The sequence below is a fragment of the Cupriavidus sp. GW823-FHT07A04 genome (assembly GCF_058794615.1).
The window spans coordinates 171,620-185,114 of record NZ_JBXAHA010000016.1 but is presented as its reverse complement, the minus strand read 5'-3'; the positions used below and the strand labels follow the sequence as shown (position 1 = coordinate 185,114).

The 13,495-nt window shown below is 64.2% G+C and carries 27 protein-coding genes; 13 read left to right on the top strand and 14 right to left on the bottom strand.

Annotation, left to right across the window (positions count from 1 at the left end; translation table 11 throughout):
* Nucleotides 1–4 precede the first annotated feature (4 nt).
* The 10 genes from AC1Q7Q_RS26880 to AC1Q7Q_RS26835 all read right to left on the bottom strand — a co-directional run bounded on the left by AC1Q7Q_RS26880 (nucleotide 5) and on the right by AC1Q7Q_RS26835 (nucleotide 4,715).
* Nucleotides 5–892: a DNA translocase FtsK gene (locus AC1Q7Q_RS26880; RefSeq protein WP_492370769.1), complete on the bottom strand. Its 888-nt coding sequence runs from the start codon at nucleotides 890–892 to the stop codon at nucleotides 5–7.
* A 112-nt stretch (nucleotides 893–1,004) separates the two neighbouring features.
* Nucleotides 1,005–2,237, bottom strand: coding sequence for a hypothetical protein (locus tag AC1Q7Q_RS26875; RefSeq protein ID WP_492370768.1), 1,233 nt, complete (start codon nucleotides 2,235–2,237; stop codon nucleotides 1,005–1,007).
* Nucleotides 2,238–2,264: 27 nt separating this feature from the next.
* The gene (locus AC1Q7Q_RS26870; RefSeq protein WP_492370767.1) at nucleotides 2,265–3,059 is read right to left on the bottom strand and encodes a RecB family exonuclease; all 795 of its coding nucleotides are present in this window, start codon (nucleotides 3,057–3,059) and stop codon (nucleotides 2,265–2,267) included.
* A complete protein-coding gene (locus AC1Q7Q_RS26865) occupies nucleotides 3,056–3,190 on the bottom strand; it encodes a hypothetical protein (protein WP_492370766.1) in 135 nt (44 codons plus the stop codon). The genes AC1Q7Q_RS26870 and AC1Q7Q_RS26865 overlap by 4 nt, the downstream gene beginning before the upstream one ends.
* Entirely contained in the window at nucleotides 3,187–3,348 is a 162-nt protein-coding gene (locus tag AC1Q7Q_RS26860) for a hypothetical protein (RefSeq protein ID WP_492370765.1), read from the bottom strand. Before AC1Q7Q_RS26860 ends, AC1Q7Q_RS26865 begins: the two co-directional genes overlap by 4 nt.
* Nucleotides 3,345–3,779, bottom strand: coding sequence for a hypothetical protein (locus AC1Q7Q_RS26855; RefSeq protein ID WP_492370764.1), 435 nt, complete (start codon nucleotides 3,777–3,779; stop codon nucleotides 3,345–3,347). Before AC1Q7Q_RS26855 ends, AC1Q7Q_RS26860 begins: the two co-directional genes overlap by 4 nt.
* Nucleotides 3,776–4,006, bottom strand: coding sequence for a hypothetical protein (locus AC1Q7Q_RS26850; protein WP_492370763.1), 231 nt, complete (start codon nucleotides 4,004–4,006; stop codon nucleotides 3,776–3,778). The genes AC1Q7Q_RS26855 and AC1Q7Q_RS26850 overlap by 4 nt, the downstream gene beginning before the upstream one ends.
* A complete protein-coding gene (locus tag AC1Q7Q_RS26845) occupies nucleotides 4,003–4,200 on the bottom strand; it encodes a hypothetical protein (RefSeq protein WP_492370762.1) in 198 nt (65 codons plus the stop codon). The genes AC1Q7Q_RS26850 and AC1Q7Q_RS26845 overlap by 4 nt, the downstream gene beginning before the upstream one ends.
* Nucleotides 4,197–4,472, bottom strand: coding sequence for a hypothetical protein (locus tag AC1Q7Q_RS26840; protein WP_492370761.1), 276 nt, complete (start codon nucleotides 4,470–4,472; stop codon nucleotides 4,197–4,199). The genes AC1Q7Q_RS26845 and AC1Q7Q_RS26840 overlap by 4 nt, the downstream gene beginning before the upstream one ends.
* Nucleotides 4,473–4,484: 12 nt before the next feature.
* A complete protein-coding gene (locus AC1Q7Q_RS26835) occupies nucleotides 4,485–4,715 on the bottom strand; it encodes a hypothetical protein (protein WP_492370760.1) in 231 nt (76 codons plus the stop codon).
* Nucleotides 4,716–4,944: 229 nt separating this feature from the next.
* On the opposite strand from AC1Q7Q_RS26835, the gene AC1Q7Q_RS26830 reads away from it, so the two are divergent.
* The gene (locus tag AC1Q7Q_RS26830) at nucleotides 4,945–5,154 is read left to right on the top strand and encodes a hypothetical protein (RefSeq protein ID WP_492370759.1); all 210 of its coding nucleotides are present in this window, start codon (nucleotides 4,945–4,947) and stop codon (nucleotides 5,152–5,154) included.
* 54 nt (nucleotides 5,155–5,208) lie between these two features.
* Here the strand turns inward: AC1Q7Q_RS26830 and AC1Q7Q_RS26825 are convergent, their stop codons facing one another.
* From AC1Q7Q_RS26825 to AC1Q7Q_RS26810, 4 genes are all read right to left on the bottom strand, one after another.
* On the bottom strand, nucleotides 5,209–5,439 hold the full coding sequence (locus tag AC1Q7Q_RS26825; RefSeq protein ID WP_492370758.1) for a hypothetical protein: 231 nt from the start codon (nucleotides 5,437–5,439) through the stop codon (nucleotides 5,209–5,211).
* Nucleotides 5,440–5,518: 79 nt separating this feature from the next.
* On the bottom strand, nucleotides 5,519–5,767 hold the full coding sequence (locus tag AC1Q7Q_RS26820) for a hypothetical protein (protein ID WP_492370757.1): 249 nt from the start codon (nucleotides 5,765–5,767) through the stop codon (nucleotides 5,519–5,521).
* Nucleotides 5,768–5,856: 89 nt separating this feature from the next.
* On the bottom strand, nucleotides 5,857–6,579 hold the full coding sequence (locus tag AC1Q7Q_RS26815; RefSeq protein WP_492370756.1) for a hypothetical protein: 723 nt from the start codon (nucleotides 6,577–6,579) through the stop codon (nucleotides 5,857–5,859).
* Nucleotides 6,580–6,592: 13 nt separating this feature from the next.
* The gene (locus AC1Q7Q_RS26810) at nucleotides 6,593–7,639 is read right to left on the bottom strand and encodes a S24 family peptidase (protein WP_492370755.1); all 1,047 of its coding nucleotides are present in this window, start codon (nucleotides 7,637–7,639) and stop codon (nucleotides 6,593–6,595) included.
* 40 nt (nucleotides 7,640–7,679) lie between these two features.
* Here AC1Q7Q_RS26810 and AC1Q7Q_RS26805 point away from each other — a divergent pair, with 40 nt between their 5' ends.
* From AC1Q7Q_RS26805 to AC1Q7Q_RS26750, 12 genes are all read left to right on the top strand, one after another.
* Entirely contained in the window at nucleotides 7,680–7,979 is a 300-nt protein-coding gene (locus tag AC1Q7Q_RS26805) for a helix-turn-helix domain-containing protein (RefSeq protein ID WP_447428677.1), read from the top strand.
* 281 nt (nucleotides 7,980–8,260) lie between these two features.
* Nucleotides 8,261–8,527, top strand: a complete 267-nt coding sequence (locus tag AC1Q7Q_RS26800; protein WP_492370754.1) for a CII family transcriptional regulator — start codon at nucleotides 8,261–8,263, stop codon at nucleotides 8,525–8,527.
* On the top strand, nucleotides 8,527–8,796 hold the full coding sequence (locus AC1Q7Q_RS26795; RefSeq protein WP_492370753.1) for a hypothetical protein: 270 nt from the start codon (nucleotides 8,527–8,529) through the stop codon (nucleotides 8,794–8,796). Before AC1Q7Q_RS26800 ends, AC1Q7Q_RS26795 begins: the two co-directional genes overlap by 1 nt.
* 73 nt (nucleotides 8,797–8,869) lie before the next feature.
* Nucleotides 8,870–9,109 carry a PIN domain-containing protein gene (locus tag AC1Q7Q_RS26790; protein WP_492370752.1) on the top strand — a complete coding sequence of 80 codons (240 nt, stop codon included), beginning with the start codon at nucleotides 8,870–8,872 and terminating at the stop codon, nucleotides 9,107–9,109.
* A complete protein-coding gene (locus AC1Q7Q_RS26785; protein WP_492370751.1) occupies nucleotides 9,106–9,414 on the top strand; it encodes a hypothetical protein in 309 nt (102 codons plus the stop codon). Before AC1Q7Q_RS26790 ends, AC1Q7Q_RS26785 begins: the two co-directional genes overlap by 4 nt.
* An 88-nt stretch (nucleotides 9,415–9,502) precedes the next feature.
* Nucleotides 9,503–9,700 (top strand): hypothetical protein, encoded by a 198-nt coding sequence (locus AC1Q7Q_RS26780; protein WP_492370750.1) that lies wholly within the window; start codon nucleotides 9,503–9,505, stop codon nucleotides 9,698–9,700.
* Entirely contained in the window at nucleotides 9,700–9,972 is a 273-nt protein-coding gene (locus AC1Q7Q_RS26775) for a hypothetical protein (protein WP_492370749.1), read from the top strand. The genes AC1Q7Q_RS26780 and AC1Q7Q_RS26775 overlap by 1 nt, the downstream gene beginning before the upstream one ends.
* Nucleotides 9,969–10,847, top strand: coding sequence for a DNA adenine methylase (locus tag AC1Q7Q_RS26770; RefSeq protein ID WP_492370748.1), 879 nt, complete (start codon nucleotides 9,969–9,971; stop codon nucleotides 10,845–10,847). Before AC1Q7Q_RS26775 ends, AC1Q7Q_RS26770 begins: the two co-directional genes overlap by 4 nt.
* Complete coding sequence (locus AC1Q7Q_RS26765) at nucleotides 10,844–11,698, top strand: hypothetical protein (RefSeq protein WP_492370747.1); 855 nt, start codon at nucleotides 10,844–10,846, stop codon at nucleotides 11,696–11,698. The genes AC1Q7Q_RS26770 and AC1Q7Q_RS26765 overlap by 4 nt, the downstream gene beginning before the upstream one ends.
* Nucleotides 11,695–12,798, top strand: coding sequence for a YdaU family protein (locus tag AC1Q7Q_RS26760; protein ID WP_492370746.1), 1,104 nt, complete (start codon nucleotides 11,695–11,697; stop codon nucleotides 12,796–12,798). Before AC1Q7Q_RS26765 ends, AC1Q7Q_RS26760 begins: the two co-directional genes overlap by 4 nt.
* A complete protein-coding gene (locus AC1Q7Q_RS26755; protein ID WP_492370745.1) occupies nucleotides 12,795–13,010 on the top strand; it encodes a hypothetical protein in 216 nt (71 codons plus the stop codon). Before AC1Q7Q_RS26760 ends, AC1Q7Q_RS26755 begins: the two co-directional genes overlap by 4 nt.
* Nucleotides 13,007–13,471 carry a RusA family crossover junction endodeoxyribonuclease gene (locus tag AC1Q7Q_RS26750; RefSeq protein ID WP_492370744.1) on the top strand — a complete coding sequence of 155 codons (465 nt, stop codon included), beginning with the start codon at nucleotides 13,007–13,009 and terminating at the stop codon, nucleotides 13,469–13,471. Before AC1Q7Q_RS26755 ends, AC1Q7Q_RS26750 begins: the two co-directional genes overlap by 4 nt.
* Nucleotides 13,472–13,495 lie beyond the last annotated feature (24 nt).

Here is a 13,495-nt window from a genome sequence, read left to right as displayed (position 1 = left end):
CGAGTTACTCCTGTTCTTCGGTGGTGCGCAGCACGTTGCGGTGGCCTTCGAGGTCCGGCGAGCTCACGACGCCATCGGCTTCCATCTGCTCGATCAGGCGGCCGGCGCGGTTGTAGCCAATCTTGAAGTGGCGCTGGATGAGGGTGATGCTCACCTTCTGCTTTTCGACCACGAAGGCCACGACCTGGTCGTAAAGCGGATCGGCACCGGCCTGCTCTTCGTGCCAACGCTTCCAGCCCTTGACCCAGGCGATGCAGAGCTGGCCGGCGATCTTCGGGCAGTCGCTTTCGGGCTTGCCTTCGCTGGCAGCCTTGTGACCGGCCTCGTGCGCGGCTTCGAGCTCTTCCCGCAGGGGCTGCTGCTCGATCGCCAGCGGCGTTTCGGTGAAGGTGGCGTCGACCACGTTGTCGTCGGCAGGGGCGCCGTCGGTACCGGGCATGCCGTCACCATCGCCGTCGGTGTATTCCTTGCCGAGGTCAAAGGCGCGCTGGTCGGATTCGCCGCGCACTTCATCCATGCCGTCGGTGAATTCGTTGTCGCCACTCAGGACAAGCATCACGGCCTGGCCCTCGGCATCGACCAGGCCGTGCAGGTTGGGCGCCGACTTGCCGATCTTGATCGTTGCTTGCGCGCCGCCCTTGAAAGTCACCTTGTCTAGGTCGCCTACCACCACGGTGCGGCCTTGACTGGCGATCAGGTGGACGGCCATCTTCACGGACGTGTCGACGCGGTTGCGCAGGCGATCGAGGATGTCGTCCTGCTTCTTCTGCGACAGCTTCACCCAGGTGTCGGGCATCATCTTCATTTCCAACACGAGAGCGGACAGCAGATCCTTGCCCAGCGTGCCGGCGGTCATGTTCAGGGTGTTCTTGAATTCAGGCGATTGGTTCATCTCTGTGTCCTGTCAGGTGTCGGGGTGGGGTACTCGCTGCATCCGCCGGCCTTGCTACGCCGCCTTCCGGTCGGCGGCAGACTCCGTGGCATCCGCTTTCCCCCGTGATCGTTCAGTCGGCGTTGATTGGCGCGCGTGCACGGCGGGCAGGCTGAGCGGCGGCGGCCTCATCCGGCGGCGCCAGTTCGCGCATGCGGCGCGCCGCTACCGAGTTCAGGGTGGCCTTGGCCTTCTCGTCGGGGATCTGCTTGATCAGGCTGCGCGCATAGTCCAGGTCGTCGATGGTCTTGGCCGTCAGCAGCTCGCGGTTCACGTCCTGAAAGGTGAGGGCGGCTTCGCCGTCGGTCGTCCCTTCCTGGTCGACCTGTTGGCCGTCATCCAGCGGCGGCTCGTCTTCTGGCTGGGCGCTGCCGGCTTCCTGTTTTTCGACTTCGGTTGAGGCGGCCGCTTGCTTGCGCTCGGGCTGCGCCGGTTTGCGCTCGGCGTCATATGCGCCGTCCTGCCAGCCGGGTTGCGGATTCATCGGATCGGTGGCGCCCTGTTGGACAACATCTGCGGGGCGAGCACGGCCGCGCAGCTCTTCCACCGAGGTGCTGGCCACGGTGTACGAGCCGTCCGGATTGAGGTCGATGATGTCCTGCGCTTCCTCGACGGATTGCAGGCCCATCAGCAGCTCGGGCGCGTAGAGTTTCCCGAAGAAGCTGGCGGTGCGGTAGCGCAGCATGACTTCGTCCATGGTCTGCCACTTGCTGCCGTTCTTCGTGTACCAGCCTTCCTTGACGGCCATCTCGATGGTCACGGGCGGCGATTCCAGGCGCTCTTTGGTCTCGCGTTCCACCGCCCAGGCAATGGCCACCTTGTCGACGATCTCGACCTTCTTGACGACGTTGCTGCGGTTGCCGTTTTCCCAGACGGTCTCGACACGCTCGACAACCTTCTTGCCGAGTACCTTGATGTCGAAGCGCAGCGGCGAGAAGCGGCCGCAGCCGTTCACGGCGGCGATGATCCACTGCGACGACCAGGACGGACGGCCCTCGACGATGTAGAGGTTCTGCATGACCATGAGCGGGTCGGCGCCCATGCGCTGCGCCATGTTGAGCGCCACGACGCTGTTCGCCAGCGCATTAGGGTTCTCGCGCGATTCCTTCACGTTGCCGTACTTGTCGAGCTTCTCGACCACCTTGCGGTAGGCTGCCGGCACTAGGGTGGACGACGACAGCAGGTTGGCGGCGCGCTGCATGAGTTCGAAGGATTGCGACGAGCCGAAGCCCATGGTGACGATGGGGGCGGGCTCGCGCACAGCGGGCGCGCGCATCTGTTCAAGGGTGGCGGTTGCGGTGTTCATGGTCGTGGTCTCGGTCAGCGGTAGGTGTCAGGACTTGTAGTGGCAGGTGGCGTGCCGCGGGCAGTACTTCGGCGAGCACAGGACGGATTTGCCGTTGCCGTAGAAGGCGCCGGAATGAATCAGCCGAGAGGCGTGCTGCAGCAGGCCGGGCTTCTCTTCGGTGCCCAGCAGGGCCGTGCGCGGCGAGTCGATCTCGCCCACGCCGACGCGCTGCGCGGCGGCCGTCTTGCCGGTGTTCAGCCCGACGATCTGTGCGGGCGCGGTGATGGGGATGCCGACTGCGTGCTCGGCGAGCAGCTCATAGACGCCCAACTGCGGGCCGTGCCCGGCTGTTACGGCGATGCCGTCGGCGCCCACGGCGCGCCCGCCTGATTTCAGATCGGAGATGCCCGCGCCGGCGGCGGTGGTGCGCACGCGGTCGGTGGTGCCTGTCAGCGCGATGCCCAGTTCGGGGATCTCCAGGCGCTCGCAAGCCACCTCGACGCCGATGTAATGCTGGTGCGGCGCGATCTCGGCGCAGTAGCGAGCGTGCAGCGCCAGGCCGATGCGCTCGGCTTCTGCCGGGTTGGTGTCCTCCCAGTCCACCTCGGCGCTCTTGTCCCGCAGCGTGGAAACCAGCGCGCCGGCGGCGTCGTCAGCGGTGATCGGCTGGCCGTCCAGTTCCGCCTGGTCGAACGCGGCCGTGCCGGCATGGATCGACGTGCCTAGGTGGGCGCCCGGACCGGAAGGCATGCGCATGCCGAGCAGGTGCTTGGCCTCCCAGCGCGCCGGGCAATCAAACAACTCGGCCAGCGAGCTGGCGCGGATGGTGACGATGTTCATTGCTGCGGTTCCTTGATGAAGTCGATGGCGATGCAGATGGCATCGGCTGGGTTGGTGGCGAGCACGGTCAGATCCAGGCCGGCGCCATGCACCTGGTAGCTGCGGCCGGGGACGATGGGACGGGCGATCATGTGAGCTTCCGGTGAGCGGTGGGCTTGATGGGGCTCGGCTTGGCCTGGGCCGCGTCGTAGACGCAGAACAGGGCGGCCATGGCCACGGTGGTGCCGATCCAGAGGCCAATCAGCTGGGCGACCGGGTGGCGCGCGAGCTTGCGCAGGCGGGCGATCATTGCTGCAGCTCCGCAGCGCCGGCGGCAAGCATCTGGTCCGCGTAGTGCCAGCGCCATGCGAAGTAGCGGGCGATCTCCTGTTCCTGCTTTGCGCGCGTCTGCGCCGCCCAGAAGTCGCGCATGAGGGCCTCGAACGCGATCGCTTCGTCGCGCGCATCGTCCTCGACCACGTCGACCAGGTCGTAGCAGGGGTCCTGAAGCCAGTTATCGGCCCACGGGACAATGCGGTCGCCAGGCAGCGGGCGAATGAGCACGTGACCCTCCGGCCCTTGGAACCAAGCCGGGATCTCTTGCGGCGCGCGCGCGGCGAAGTAGTCGCGCATCGTGACGCCGGGGCTGCCCCACTGGTGCACGGTGGTCTCACCGGTCGTGTTGTTCTGGCTCGCTTCGACGCATGGGAACGCCGGGCCGCCGTTGTGCCGTGCGCTCATGCCGCCCTCGCCACGAGTTGCTCGGCGCCCTCGGCTTCGGCCAGCAGCTTCGCGGCGTAGCCCAGCACCCGGTACTTGTCGATCGAGCCCCACACCGTGCGGCGCTGCGCCGCGGCGATGTAGTTGCGCAGCAGGACCTTGCGCGTCAGCTGGCCGCCCAGGTGCTTGAGGAACGCCAGCTCGGCGGTGGTGCCGTAGGCGTTGGGGGACTCGGTGGTGGTGGTCATGCCAGGTCCTTTGCCCGTGCGAGAACGTCGTCGAGGTGTTTCGTGAAGCCTTCCCATGCGTCGCGCTGCTCAGCGGTGCCGAAGCGCCACCTGTCGCTGTTGAGCCAAGTGCGCGCGGTCTGCAGTGCGCCGGCCAGTTCGCGGGTGAGGTTGTCGCGCGAGGCTTGGCGCGCCGCGGCCTGGTCGGCGGTCACGCCATCACTCCCGTGCCGTTGAACAGAAGGTGGTTCGGCGTGGCTTGGCGCATTACGCGAGCCTCGGTAGCGCGCTCTTGGTCCATCTCGACGCTGGCGCGTGCCTTGGCGACCAACTCGTCGTGCAGGTCGGTGTAGTGGCCGAGCTGGACGATGTCGTGGTCCTCGCGGGTCATGCCCGAGTAATCGAAGTTCTCGATCTGCAGGAATTTCGCCAGCGCGTCGGTCCGTTCTTGCGGAGACAGGTGGCTAAGGATTTGGGCGGGTGTCATGGCCAGTCCCGATCAGTAGCCGAGCAGGTCGCGGGCGGCGGCCACGGTGGCCGGAATGGTTTCCTGCACCTCACGGGCGACGCCGTTGTGGCACTCGATGCTGGTGACCGTCAGCGTGCCGTCGGCGGCATCGAAGGTCGTCAGGGCCGGCCGGTCGTGCAGATCGATCCAAGCCATCAGGCGGATTACCTGGGGGGTGGCGATACCATGGCATTCGTTGTGCGTAAGGCGGGTGGCGGTCATTTCTGTCTCCGGCGAACCGCTGCGAACTTCAGCGGTGTATGAATACTAGCGATGCTAGTCGTTCATTTCAATAGCTAAGCTAGTCACGTTCAATTGTTTGTTTTAATAGCTGTGCTAGTTTTGATAGCGGGCACCAGAATCCGGTGGTGCGCGAGGCGAAAAAAAAAGCCGCCTCGCGGCGGTCATGCTGTCGGCCTAGACTGATCTGGGGTGAGCCTGGGGAGGTGGGATGGAACCGGACGACGTGATTCGCCAGTTCGAGCAACTGGCGCTGAATGAAGAAGTCGAGCTACCGATCGACGATGCGATAGCCGGCCTGGCCGTGCTTCTGGCCGATCCGGCTATTCAGGGGAAGGAGAGGGTGTTGCTGACGGACGTGGGGGCGACCCTTTACCGGCTGGGTCTGGATGCGCGGGTCAGGGCGGCGCTGAAGCCGTGATGAATGGGCAACAAAAACCCGCCGAAGCAGGTTTCTGGAGGGCAACGGAGGCCGCTAATGCACGTACTTGGCGAACGCATAGACGGCGGCGGAAAGTACCGCCGCTGCGCCGATCAGCTTCCAGGTTTGGTCATTAAGAGATTTATGCAGCTCGGCCTTCAGCGCCTGCATTTCCGTACGAACGCCGGCTAAGTCTTCACGCGTCGCATAGTTCGAACGGATAACAGCGACGTCTTGTTTGACGCCGCCGATTGCCTCTTCGAGGGTTTTGACTCGGGCTTCCATGCCGTCATCATCTCCGCCGCCGCCGCCTCCGTCAATAGGTGGCCTCGGTGGGCTAATTCGCCTAACAGCATCCTCCAATTTACTCACCGTGCCCACGAATTGCCCCCTTCGTTGTGTTTAGGCTATCTTCCAACGCACTTGTTAGCTTAATCAGGAAGTCGGCGAGCGATCGATCTTCCTGCGCTGGCTCGTCGTTTTCCGATCGCTCCCGGATTTCTTTGGTGGCCGCGCTGAGCAAATCGTGAAGCCGCGCCATCAATTCCACATGGGCGTTCGCGATAATTGACAACCTGCGCGCAGCATCTGCTATTTCCCGATCTTCTTCCATTTTCCATTCTTCTCACGAGTCTCAGTCTAGCTTGGCGCTGCATGGTGCTGCCGTACTTAAGCCGGCCGCAGGCCGAGCGCAGTAGGATCTCAATCCGAGATGCTGATAGGTATCGATGGATCTATCTTCCTGATCGCTGCAAGATCTGCCGCGTCCTCTTTGTCGACAGGCATCTTCAGTTCCGCGTACTTGCGCTTGAGAGCATCGTGGTGCGCCCGGCTCAACGCCTCCAACTCCCAAAGGCCTGGAGCTTGGCCGGTCTGCAGAAAGACGGCGGTGGCTGGCTTGGGGATCAGGCTATGTGAGACGGTGAACTCGCAGTGGAAGAAACCCATGTCGCTGCCGCACACATTGGGCTTGAGCGTCCGCCCGTCGATGGCCAGAGTCATGCCGATTTTGCCAGTTCCTTGCTGCGTCCACATGAACTGGACATACTCGGAATCCTTCGGCTTGGGCGGCCGGCCGAGCTTCTTGTTTGCCGGTACCCCGATCACGATGGACTCGGATACCTCTCGGAGCTTCACTGCGCCGACCTGTACGGTCACGCTATTCCTACTGACGTAGGTCTTTCCCACCCCAACCAGATTCACTTCCTCTTGGTTGTTCTTCCTGGCGAAATCCTTAATCAGCCCTTTCGCGTAGTCCGCCTCGGGGATCACGAAGAGAGTGCCGGCCTGCATGACCGCTACGTAGTCCCCCCAGGGGGTCATGATCCGGGTATTGCCGCCTGGGCCCGGGGCGGTCTGAATCGTGGCTTGAGCGTTCGCAGAGGCAGTCGCCACCAGCAGCAGCGAAGCAAGAACGGTTCTCATGGGGTCCCCTCCGTTAGTCCGGCCGCCAAGCCGACGCCTTCACAATGCCGCCGACATAGTGCATCCGATCGACCTGGTCTTGCGGAATCCGTAGCATGCCGTGGCGCTCGTTCACAGATGACAAGTGCACGACACCGTCGCGGACATAGGCCAGTTCCTTGACCATGACGCGGCCGTCCTGGGACTTCACCAGGACCTCGTCGCCGTTGGTAATTGCGCGGTTCGGCTCGATCACGACAAATTCGTTGTGCTTGATGCGCGGGCGCATGGAATCGCCATTGCATCGAAGCCCATAGGCGTCGGGATCGTTCGTGGGGAACGTGAGAAAGCCATCGCCGTGGCCGACTGGATACTCGATGTCCGAGAAGTGGCCGTTGTCGCCGAGTTGTGCCATGCCAACCACTGGGATGCGCCGGAAGCTGTTTGGGGGGATTTCTACTATGTCGAAGGCGAGGCTAGGTTCGTCGAGCTCTGGCTCGATTTGGCCGGAAAGCTTGCTATCGCCCTTGCCATTCGCTAGCCACTTCGGGCTGTAACCGTACGTCTCCTGCAACTTCACGATGTGATGAAGAGGAAGCTTAGTGCCGTCGCCCTCGAGCCAGGCACGAACGACGGCCGCCTCGACGCCCAGTACCTTGGCGAGAGCCGCTGGGTCGAGCTGCTGCTCAGCCATAACAAGAGTCAGCCGGTCGACAGGGCGCCCCGAGTCCAGCGAACTAGCAGAGGGGACTGGGACGGCTTCGGTGATGGAGCTCGATGCGCGCCGGATCTCTTCCGCCAAGCGGGGGCTGAACGCGTCGACGTCAATCCCCAGGCCCCGAGCAAAGCCGGTCGCGGCTTTGATGTTCAGTGGGCGGCGCGCGTTTAGGTACTGCCAGACCATGCCCTGACTGCCGATTTCGAACCGGCTGCCGAACTCCTCCTGGCTCAACCCGCCCTTGCGTTCGTTGTATAGCGCCTTCAGTCGAACGGAGTCTTCGACTTGCCACTGCTCCAGGGAGTTACTTGCTCGCGTCATGCGCGCGAGTTTAGCAATGCTATTAGATTCCACAACGAGCATAGCTATTCCTTTTGTCACTAGCTATGCTAGTATTGTGTTTATGAAACTCGCCGAATACCTCGACTCGACCAAGACCAGCCAGGCGGCCTTTGCCAAGCTGCTCGGGGTCTCCCAAGGGCTCGTCTATCAATGGATCGCCGGGAAGCGCCCGATCTCTGCCGAGCAATGCCCGGTGATCGAGCGCATCACGGGCGGCGCAGTGACATGCGAGGAATTGAACGACAGGGTCGACTGGGCCTTCGTGCGAGCGTCGCGCGTCGGCGCGCCGAGGGATGCGCCGCCGAAGCGGCCGCGAAAGCCAAAGGCCGCCACCCACGAAGACCATCCCGAGGCCGCTTAAAAGCGACCCGACCAATTCGACCTTTGCTGCGCCTCTCGGCGTACCACAACTGAACGGGCTGCGGCCCGACCGGGGGAATCACCATGCTGCGACGTACGCAGATGGCTGCACATGACCGAAGCAGGCGCGCACGCGCCGGCCGGGCCGCTTCCTGCTGGGGCGCTCGGTGATGGCATCCGTTTCCCATTTTTCCCTTTTCCTGCCGGCGGCCTCGGCGCGCCAGCTGCGTTGTCTCGTTGGATTGAATCTTATGGAACGGTTAATGCACACGGGAGCACCGCATGCCTAGCCTGGAATCGATGGTTTTGAACCGCGTTGCTCCCATGACCCAGAAGCGCGTCGCAGAGCTGATCGGCGTCGAGCCGACGAACTTCTCGCGCTTCCTGAACAACAGCGGGCACAGCCTGTCGTTCGCAAAGATTTGCCAGCTGCTCGAAGTACTCGAGCTGGACGTCGTCGCGCCCGGCGACGCCAGCGTCGTCTGCGTGCCGCGCGAAGAGTACGAGGCGCTGCGCTGTCTGGCCAAGAAGGGACTGGGGGGCGCGTGATGTTGAGCGAGATCGGCCAGTTGGCCATCGACGTCCAGACCAAACTTCGCGTTCGCAATGCGGCCAAGGCCGCGCGCGCCGTGGAGCTGCTGCGCTACCGCGAGGAAATCGCTGATTGGTATCCGCAGGAGGGCCCGCACGGGCCGATTCGCGATGACCGTGTCGAGGCTTCTATCGCCGTGGTGAATGCGGCACAGAGCCAGCTCACCAAGGCCCGCGCGAAGCTGCGTGGGGCGATCGACAAGTACCAGAGGGGAGGGCGGCAGTGATGGACGACCTGTGCAACGGCTGGGTGCTGGTGGTGCTGGCCCTGATGGTGGCGATATCCATGGGAGTGGGGCGATGAGCTGCGCTGACACCTTGTGGGCGATCCACATCGAGGGGCCGGACGACATCGTTCCCGCACCGTCGAAGGACGCGGCAGAGCGCGAGGCCGCGATCCTGAATCGCTATTTCGTATCCATGCGCAAGCGCGAGCACGCGCCCACGATGCGCGCCGCGGTGGTCGAGTGGCCTTACGCGGCGCTGGACCACACGAAGCTGCTCGGGCGCGACTGGGATAACGAGGGGAACCGGAAATGAACCCGCAACACGACCAATTCAGCAAGCGCTTCGCCACCGTGCGTTTCATCATGGGCGCCGCGTTCCAAGAGCACTTCGTCGGCAAGAAGCGCCGGCCCGATACCGCCGCGCGCATCCTTGGCGCCGCGCGGCGCCAGTTCAAAGAGAAGGGGATGGCTGTCACCCTGGACGCATCCACCGTGAAGTGGTTGGGCTGGATGGGCAACTACACCGGCCTGGAGGTGATTGCCACTATCGACGGCCACCAGCAGAAGATCGTGATGGATACCGCCATCGCTGCGCGGCGCATGAGGGGTGAGGCATGAAAGCCGATCTGCGTTGCGCCAACTGCGGAAGCAGCAGCCACACCGCGCCGCACTGCCCGCTGAAGTACGTGCGGATTGCGAGGCCGGCATGAGCACGAGTCACGGGCATTGCTACAAGTGCCGGAAGGAAGTGCAGGTGTACGGCTCGCGGTGGTGTGCGGGTTGCCACTATCCCGGCATCGACGCTGACTATGAGCGGTACCGCGACCTCCTCGAGGAGGGCTACACGCGCTACCAGGCGAAGCTGATGGTCGGCTGGGCCGACCCGCCCGAGGAGGATGTTTGATGAACTGCAAACCTGGGGATCTCGCCTACATCGCGCGCGACCCCTATCCCGAGAATCTCGGCCACATCGTTCGGGTGCTTGGTCCGGGCCGCTGGATCACTGATGGCTCAGCCTGGTTGTGCGAGACGGCCGGCGCGCCGCTGCGCGTCATGGACGCAGACAAGCCGTGGGTGTCAGGCATGGACACTGAGTTCGACTGCTACGACGCCGACCTGCGCCCGATCAGCGGCGTGCCGGTTGAGGATGAGGTTTGCGACGAGGTCCACGCGTGAGCGCTGCCAGTTCTTCGCCAGTTACGCGCCCCGTTCTGCGGTATCACGGCAGCAAGTTTCGTCTCGCGCCCTGGGTCCTGAGATTCTTCCCGGCCCATACCTGCTATGTGGAGCCGTTTGGCGGTGGCGCCGGGATCCTGCTGCAGAAAGAGCGTGTGTCGGCTGAGTGCTACAACGACCTCGACGGGCAGGTGGTCAACGTGTTCCGCGTGCTGCGCAACCAAGACAAAGCGCTCGAGTTGCAGCGGCGCGTACTGCTGACGCCATTCTCGCGCGAGGAATTCGACTGGTCCTATGAGCCGGCCGTCGACGACATCGACGGTGCGCACAAGCTGATCGTGCGTTCCTTTTTCGGCCATGGCAGCGACAGTGCGACGCGGGGATGCCGTACCGGATTCCGATCGAAGTTGACTGAAGGGCGCGGCCTGCCGTCCGCCGAGTGGATGCGATGGCCGGACGCTATTCCGTCTTTCACCCGCCGATTGCAGGGAGTACTGCCGGAGAACCGCGACGCGCTCGAGGTGATCGTGCGGATGGACAACCCTGGCACGCTGATCTACGCCGACCCGCCCTACGCGCACAGCACCAGGTCTGCCATTCAGGGCCGGTCGGCGAAAACGCACGGGTACCGGCACGAAATGACCGACGACGACCACCGCAAACTGGCCGCAGTACTCCGCGAGTCTGGCTCGATGGTGGTTCTTTCCGGCTATCCGAGCGAGCTCTACGACACCGAGCTTTACCCGGATTGGGAGAGGCACGAACGGCGCCACATGGCAGACGGTGGTCGATCGCGCACGGAGGTGGTGTGGCTGAACCCTTCCTGCTCGGCCGCCCTGGAGCGAGAAGTTTCACAGTTGAGGTTGCTTGCATGACCTGGACCCACGACGCCCTGCAGGAAGACCTGGCGCAGTACCTGCGCGAGAAGACCCAGCGTATGGTCTGGACGAACATGCAGATGGGCCCAGTCGGATCGCCGCGGCCCGACGCCTACAGCTTGCCGTTCAGCTTCACCCGCTTCACGCCGCTGGCCTACGAGGTCAAGATCTCCGTGGCCGACTTCCGCCGCGACGTGACTGCCGGCAAGTGGCAGAGCTACCTGCGCTATGCCGCTGGCGTGACCTTTGCCGCGCCGGCCGGGCTGATCACCAAGGGCGATATTCCCGAGGGCTGCGGCCTGCTGCTGCGCAGCGAGGCCGGCTGGCGTGCCGCCAAGGCGCCCACGCTTCGCCCGGTCGAGAACTTGCCGCTGGAGGCCTGGATCAAGCTGCTCATCGACGGGCTTGAGCGCCAAGTGAAGCTGCGGTTCGCCGATGTGGCTGACGAGTACTCGCTGATCCATCGCGTCGAGCAGCGCCTCGGCAAGGAAGTGTCGCGGCTGCTGCACGACCGGCGCGCCGCGCGGTACCGCTACGAGTCCGCGACCGAGAGCCTGAACAAGAGCGCAAAGGCGGCCGAGGCCGAGTACCGCAAGACCCTGGACGACGCGCGCAAGAACGCCGAGCGAGACGCAGCGCGGATTGATGGCGCGCGCGCCGAGCTGGCGCAGGCGCTGGGCCTTCAGCCCGACGCCAGAACGTTTGAGATTACCAACGCCGCGCACGCAGCAGCACGCCGGCTGGAAGAGGATGCCGAGGTGCGACGCCTGCGTGATTTGCTAGATCGCATGCGCTTGGCCCTGGATACAGCAGAGCAGCCATTGCCTGCGATTGCGAGAGCAGCATGAATTACTACGAGCGCCACATTGGCGATTACATCCGCGACACGGTGGGTCTGTCAATGCTCGAGGATGGCGCGTATGGCCGCCTGCTCGATCAGCTCTACCAGACAGAGAAGCCGTTGCCGCTGGACCGGAAGGAGGTCTATCGCATGGCGCGCGCTACAAGCGCGACGGAGCGCAAGGCCGTCGACTACGTGGTCGGCAAGTTCTTTGAGCGCACCGATGAGGGCCTCGTGCAGAAACGCGCCATGGAGATCCTGGCCGAGTACTGGGACCGCCCCGAGCAGCCTGAGAAGAAGAACACCAAGGAGGGCAACCGGGAACGGCAGCGCAGGTCACGCGAGCGTCGGAAGACGATGTTCGAAGCGCTTGCCGGTCATGGCGTGGTCCCGCCATATAACACCCCGATGAAGGAGCTAGAGGCGCTTCTGTCACGCTACCCGTCACGGCCTGTCACACCTGAAAAGCGTGACATGTCACAACAGGTCACGGATTCTGTCATGGCACCTGTCATGGGTAACCACTCCCCACTACCCAATAACCAAAAGCATAGCGGCGGCGACTGTGACTCAACCGTGGGTGGCCCTGTGGATAACTCGGCATCGCCGCCGCCGCTTTCCGCCGATGAAATCGGAAACCACCTGGTGCAGCTGGAAGCCGAGCGGGGCAAAACTGTCGCCCTGTCCTCGCGCGCGCACGAGGCGTTGCTCCGGCTTGCGGACCGCCGCATCGCCATGCCCGTGTTGCTCCGGGCTCATGCCCTCGCGTGCGCGCGACGGACGGCCGATCAGGACCCTGGGCCGGTGCACCCTGGGTTCCTTGAGCCGTTCGTGGACGAGGCGCTGGCCGAGCTGCGCACTGCGCCGCCGGCGGCCGGCTGGGACGAAACTCCCGAGGGCGTGCAGGCCAAGGCCGACGAGCTGCAGCTTGCGCCGCAGCGCGCCGACGAGCACCCGATCTGGTTCCGCCGGCGGGTCATCAAGGCTTCGGGTGACCTGCAGCTGGTCGAGCGCGAGGTCAGCAAGGCCGAGCGGATGAACCCGAACGAGTTCGAGGTCGTGTACCGATTTTTTCACGGCGTGACGCCGGGGCAGGTGGCCGCATGAATCAGCTCGAGCAGTGCGACCTGTGCAGGGCCAAGGGCGGCCGCCTCGACTTCAACCACGTCTGCTGCCGCGTGCGCTTCCTGCTGAAAATGCCCCACGTCGAGATCCGGCGCGCATGGATCGACTACTGGCGCCGGCGCGACGGCGACACCATGGCGACGGAGATCGAGAACGAGGTTACAGCCCGTTGGGCGGAAAGGAACCGGACATGACGACATCGCTGTTCGCCGGCACGCCGCTGCGCCGCGTTGAGTTCTCGGTGCCCGGGCAGCCGGTGGCCAAGGGGCGCCCCAAGTTCTCGCGCCAGGGTGGGTTCGTGCGGACCTACACCCCCGAGCCGACCGCACGCTACGAGAACCTCGTCAAGCTGGCCGCTACCGCCGCCATGGCCGGTAAGCCGCCCATCGAGGGACCGGTGGAGCTGTGGCTGGACATCAACCTGCAGATCCCGAGCAGCTGGTCGAAGAAGCGCCAGCAGCTGGCCGCGGCTGGACAGGTGGCAGCGACGAAGAAGCCGGACGCCGACAACGTGCTCAAGGCGGTCAAGGACGGCATGAACGGCATCGTCTGGGTCGACGACGCCCAGGCGGTCGAGTACCGCATCAGCAAGCGCTACAGCACCGCGCCCGGTGTGTGCGTCAGCGTGGAACAACTGCCGCTACAAGCGGCTTGAAGGAATGAAATTGACTGGGGAAAC

Excerpts from the sequence above, each read along its gene's own strand:
- AC1Q7Q_RS26830 (WP_492370759.1), top strand. The coding sequence starts at position 4,945 with ATGGAACCGGACGACGTGATTCGCCAGTTCGAGCAACTGGCGCTGAAT.
- AC1Q7Q_RS26840 (WP_492370761.1), bottom strand. The coding sequence starts at position 4,472 with ATGACACCCGCCCAAATCCTTAGCCACCTGTCTCCGCAAGAACGGACC.
- AC1Q7Q_RS26810 (WP_492370755.1), bottom strand. The coding sequence starts at position 7,639 with ATGCTCGTTGTGGAATCTAATAGCATTGCTAAACTCGCGCGCATGACG.
- AC1Q7Q_RS26825 (WP_492370758.1), bottom strand. The coding sequence starts at position 5,439 with ATGGAAGCCCGAGTCAAAACCCTCGAAGAGGCAATCGGCGGCGTCAAA.
- AC1Q7Q_RS26800 (WP_492370754.1), top strand. The coding sequence starts at position 8,261 with ATGCCTAGCCTGGAATCGATGGTTTTGAACCGCGTTGCTCCCATGACC.
- AC1Q7Q_RS26755 (WP_492370745.1), top strand. The coding sequence starts at position 12,795 with ATGAATCAGCTCGAGCAGTGCGACCTGTGCAGGGCCAAGGGCGGCCGC.
- AC1Q7Q_RS26850 (WP_492370763.1), bottom strand. The coding sequence starts at position 4,006 with ATGACCACCACCACCGAGTCCCCCAACGCCTACGGCACCACCGCCGAG.
- AC1Q7Q_RS26750 (WP_492370744.1), top strand. The coding sequence starts at position 13,007 with ATGACGACATCGCTGTTCGCCGGCACGCCGCTGCGCCGCGTTGAGTTC.
- AC1Q7Q_RS26880 (WP_492370769.1), bottom strand. The coding sequence starts at position 892 with ATGAACCAATCGCCTGAATTCAAGAACACCCTGAACATGACCGCCGGC.
- AC1Q7Q_RS26835 (WP_492370760.1), bottom strand. The coding sequence starts at position 4,715 with ATGACCGCCACCCGCCTTACGCACAACGAATGCCATGGTATCGCCACC.
- AC1Q7Q_RS26760 (WP_492370746.1), top strand. The coding sequence starts at position 11,695 with ATGAATTACTACGAGCGCCACATTGGCGATTACATCCGCGACACGGTG.
- AC1Q7Q_RS26785 (WP_492370751.1), top strand. The coding sequence starts at position 9,106 with ATGAACCCGCAACACGACCAATTCAGCAAGCGCTTCGCCACCGTGCGT.
- AC1Q7Q_RS26795 (WP_492370753.1), top strand. The coding sequence starts at position 8,527 with ATGTTGAGCGAGATCGGCCAGTTGGCCATCGACGTCCAGACCAAACTT.
- AC1Q7Q_RS26875 (WP_492370768.1), bottom strand. The coding sequence starts at position 2,237 with ATGAACACCGCAACCGCCACCCTTGAACAGATGCGCGCGCCCGCTGTG.
- AC1Q7Q_RS26855 (WP_492370764.1), bottom strand. The coding sequence starts at position 3,779 with ATGAGCGCACGGCACAACGGCGGCCCGGCGTTCCCATGCGTCGAAGCG.
- AC1Q7Q_RS26775 (WP_492370749.1), top strand. The coding sequence starts at position 9,700 with ATGAACTGCAAACCTGGGGATCTCGCCTACATCGCGCGCGACCCCTAT.
- AC1Q7Q_RS26765 (WP_492370747.1), top strand. The coding sequence starts at position 10,844 with ATGACCTGGACCCACGACGCCCTGCAGGAAGACCTGGCGCAGTACCTG.
- AC1Q7Q_RS26805 (WP_447428677.1), top strand. The coding sequence starts at position 7,680 with ATGAAACTCGCCGAATACCTCGACTCGACCAAGACCAGCCAGGCGGCC.
- AC1Q7Q_RS26870 (WP_492370767.1), bottom strand. The coding sequence starts at position 3,059 with ATGAACATCGTCACCATCCGCGCCAGCTCGCTGGCCGAGTTGTTTGAT.
- AC1Q7Q_RS26860 (WP_492370765.1), bottom strand. The coding sequence starts at position 3,348 with ATGATCGCCCGCCTGCGCAAGCTCGCGCGCCACCCGGTCGCCCAGCTG.
- AC1Q7Q_RS26790 (WP_492370752.1), top strand. The coding sequence starts at position 8,870 with ATGAGCTGCGCTGACACCTTGTGGGCGATCCACATCGAGGGGCCGGAC.
- AC1Q7Q_RS26815 (WP_492370756.1), bottom strand. The coding sequence starts at position 6,579 with ATGAGAACCGTTCTTGCTTCGCTGCTGCTGGTGGCGACTGCCTCTGCG.
- AC1Q7Q_RS26780 (WP_492370750.1), top strand. The coding sequence starts at position 9,503 with ATGAGCACGAGTCACGGGCATTGCTACAAGTGCCGGAAGGAAGTGCAG.
- AC1Q7Q_RS26820 (WP_492370757.1), bottom strand. The coding sequence starts at position 5,767 with ATGGAAGAAGATCGGGAAATAGCAGATGCTGCGCGCAGGTTGTCAATT.
- AC1Q7Q_RS26865 (WP_492370766.1), bottom strand. The coding sequence starts at position 3,190 with ATGATCGCCCGTCCCATCGTCCCCGGCCGCAGCTACCAGGTGCATGGC.